The organism is Methylophaga muralis (assembly GCF_001720165.1).
In the GTDB taxonomy this organism is placed as follows: Bacteria; Pseudomonadota; Gammaproteobacteria; order Nitrosococcales; family Methylophagaceae; genus Methylophaga; species Methylophaga muralis.
Genome location: NZ_MCRI01000072.1, coordinates 1 through 3,435, shown reverse-complemented (window position 1 = coordinate 3,435; position 3,435 = coordinate 1). Strand labels below are relative to the sequence as shown.

4 protein-coding genes are annotated in these 3,435 nt (G+C 41.5%); all 4 read right to left on the bottom strand.

All coding sequences use genetic code 11. The annotated features are described in order from the left end of the window. Window positions 1–1,008, bottom strand: a 1,008-nt coding sequence (locus A9E74_RS13495; RefSeq protein WP_069297118.1) for a WecB/TagA/CpsF family glycosyltransferase, incomplete at its 3' end; no start/stop codon positions are given. 2 nt (window positions 1,009–1,010) lie between these two features. Then, entirely contained in the window at window positions 1,011–2,267 is a 1,257-nt protein-coding gene (locus A9E74_RS13490; RefSeq protein WP_069297117.1) for a glycosyltransferase, read from the bottom strand. After that, window positions 2,260–3,183, bottom strand: a complete 924-nt coding sequence (locus A9E74_RS13485) for a glycosyltransferase family 2 protein (protein ID WP_069297116.1) — start codon at window positions 3,181–3,183, stop codon at window positions 2,260–2,262. Before A9E74_RS13485 ends, A9E74_RS13490 begins: the two co-directional genes overlap by 8 nt. Before the next feature lie 41 nt (window positions 3,184–3,224). Beyond that, the coding region (locus A9E74_RS13480) for a DMT family transporter (protein ID WP_176718942.1) at window positions 3,225–3,435 on the bottom strand (211 nt) is incomplete at its 5' end.

Sequence of the window (3,435 nt, the reverse complement as noted above, 5' to 3'; positions counted from 1 at the left end):
TAATCTGGCAATCGTATCCATTGCTAAAAATTGTAATTCTGCACCCTCAACAATGACATCTTTATCACTTGATAGTGCTAACTGAAGTACATTCTCTAAATCATTCATCTTCTCAGAGGCAATACTGCCTTTAAGAGAAACCATGAATTTTTCCCGAGGCGGTAATGTATCAGCTAAAACATGACCATTACTAGCATCTGTTTTATTAAGTAACTTTTTAGAATAAAACACTAGAGGGAGTGTTTGGGTTACGAGCATCTTTAAAAATCGTAAGCCATCACCTAGATAACGTCTATAAAGTTTCGGTTCCTGCTTAATTCGCCATACCCATTCAAGTCCGAAACGTTGCCATTTTGCAGGCGCACGTTGCACACTACCCGCCACAAAATTAATAACGGCACCTAAATGACTAATAACTGGCGCAGTTAACTTTTCCCGGTTATGCATTATCCAACGCTGTCCTTTTTTAGCACCAAGGGCGACAACGATAAAGTCGGGTTCACAAGCATTGATATGCTCAATCATCGAATCGGTACTCATTTCATCAATTGTCACAAACCCCGGATCATAAAAACCGCAACTCTCCATGCCAGGGCTCGTTCTATTCAATTCATGGTGAGCTTTTTCCGCAATCCCCGTTTCACCACCAAAGAAAAACACTCGTATCTTTTTTTCACGTGGTTGCTCCGATAAAAAAGCAAACAAATCGGACCCGGCAACTCGTTCATAAATTGGCAAACTGAGTAATTTTGCTACCCAAATTAACGGCATCCCATCAGCCACCACCAAATCACTTTGGATAACTGAATTATAAAAATCGGCATCGTCTTGTGCCATGACAGTGAAATTCAGATTTGGTGTGGATAGAAAACAAGGAATTCGCTGGTCAATGGATTTTGAAATAACTTCGGCAGCTTCATTGAGGGATACGGCATCAAAAGGCAGCCCCATCAGGCTGTATTTTTTTCGAGCGACAGTTATACGGGGCATTGCTTCAGAAGGTTTCATTATTACTGCCCAGCGTTTATTGAAGACTGAATTAAGTACAAAAGTTTCGCGACGTTTTTATTCAACAAAAACTCATCTTTAACTCTTTTTTTGCCTCCAGTGACAAGGCGAAATTTCATCTCGGGTGAATCCATTAATTTAGATATTGCCAATGAAAGTTCGATAGCGTTCTCAGGCGAAACAGTTAAACCAGAAATGTCGTTGATAACCAATTCTGGAATTCCTGAAAGCTCAGTTGAAATAACGGGAATCTCACAAAGCATGGCTTCCATCAACACGACAGGTATGCCATCCATATCGCCATTACTATCTTGTTTACAAGGCAAGACAAATACATCTAAATCACTGATAAATTCCGCCACCTCGTCATGGGGCAAAGCGCCCACAAATTCTACTGCGTTTTCAGCCAAACCCAGCGAAACTGCTTGCTGTTTTAATTCTGCTTCAAGTGGACCATTACCTGCGATCTTTAAACGAACCTTTCGTCCATCTTCAACAAGTCTGTAGACAGCACTAATAAGCGTATCAATACCCTTTTTTTCGACTAATCGACCAACCGTTCCAATTGTATAAATCTCATTGATTTTGGATGATTTAAGAGGCGGTTGCCAGTTTTGATCCACGCCACAACGTATAATTTTGATTTTACTGGAGTCAGCCTGCAAGTTCTCCAAAAACCGCTGATTAAATTCGGAAATTGTGGCGAAAAAGGCCGAACGTGAAACCTTTTGTTTTAGCAACCATCGTCTTTCAAATAAATCATTTGCATGGGCTTGCACGCTAAAGCCTATACCTGCCATTGGCGCAGCATACATCGCAATATCTGTTGGAATATGTGCAAAATGCACATGTAAATGCTGAACATCGGCTTGTTTTAATTGTTTAGCCAAAGTCGCAGCATAAAAAAAGCGATAGCCCAGCCCCAGCGCTGAACGTGTAATAACACCCTGCCGGAAAATATCACCAATTAATCTAGTCGCTGCTTTTAGATAACCCATTGGATTTCGGAAAAGCATATTGAAATTATCCAGGACAACTTGGCCTTTTGATATTTCATACAAATGAAAAACCGCTTTTTTTAATTCTGTCAGCGAAGACTCAGAAGCAATATGGGCAGGACGATGCACTGAAAAGGCCTTAACCTCCATCCCCAACTTGCCGAGCTCTAATATCTCGTTATAGACAAAGGTGGCAGAAAGTGCCGGAATCTCAGGTGCTAAATAGGCAATTTTAATTGAAGCGCCGGCCTTATCAGGCATATTGTTGTTCCCATACCTTTGCCTGTTGCGCATTCAGTTCTGCTGTGGCTTTCGCTTTACCTTTTAACAAGCATTGCCATTGATACTTATTAATAAATTTAACGAGTGCTTTATCTTCAAGACGTGGTTTGCGTTGCAACATGCTTTTTACGTAGCCCCACCACATTGCAGCGCCGCCAAGAAAATACGGTGGATGAAGCATGCGAAACACTGAAGATGCTGTCATGTAAGTCAAACCAGTACCCATGAAATACTGCCCAAACCCATGACGCATACGACCCGTAAAGATGCCTTGCTGACTGGAGCCCATCGGCCGTAAATGAATAAAGCGTAAATCCGGTTCATCCCAGCTGACAGCAATCCAACCCATTTGTCGGCATTTATGACAATCAATGCCATCCCACATCACTTGACGAACAAACCCACCAATCGCTTCAAAACAGGTGCGACGATAAAACTTGGTCATTCCCACCGACATTTCATCACCACATTTTTCACTTATCAGTTCACCAGTTTTTTTATCACGAAAATAAGCTTTACCACTGCATGTACCGATGCGTGGATTCTGTTGCATGCGTTCGATCAAAACTTGAAAGTATTTAGGGGGTAATTCCAGATCCAAATCAAACTTACAGACATAATCAAATTGTGAAACATCAACTTGGTCATAACCATGATAAAACGCTTCGATTACACCAGGCCCAACACTACGATGCCCGCGATTTTCACGAGTGATGATTTTGATAAACGGATATCGCTCTGCATATTCAGCCAGGATATTTGGCGTTTCATCAGTAGAGCCATCATCAACGATTACCCACAAATCTGGCTGCACCGTCTGATTGACCACACTATCCAAGGTAATCCGCATATATGCAGATTCATTACGGCAAGGCGAGACTAATAGATAACTCATATGATTCCTTATTAAATATCGTCACAAGTAATAGAACTTAGCTACCGGGCGAGCAAAACAACACCCGATACAACAAGCATAGTTCCAACCAGCTTTTGAACTGTAATCGGCTCATGCAATAAAAGGTGAGCAAATAACATGGTGCCAACAAATCCAAGTCCGACAAAAGGATAAGCACGACTCACTTCAACTTTCGTTAAAACATACAGCCAAAACACCATACTCATGCCGTAACAAAACAGACCCAGTAAT

Coding starts and splice junctions, on each gene's coding strand:
- A9E74_RS13485 (WP_069297116.1), bottom strand. CDS start 3,183: ATGAGTTATCTATTAGTCTCGCCTTGCCGTAATGAATCTGCATATATG.
- A9E74_RS13490 (WP_069297117.1), bottom strand. CDS start 2,267: ATGCCTGATAAGGCCGGCGCTTCAATTAAAATTGCCTATTTAGCACCT.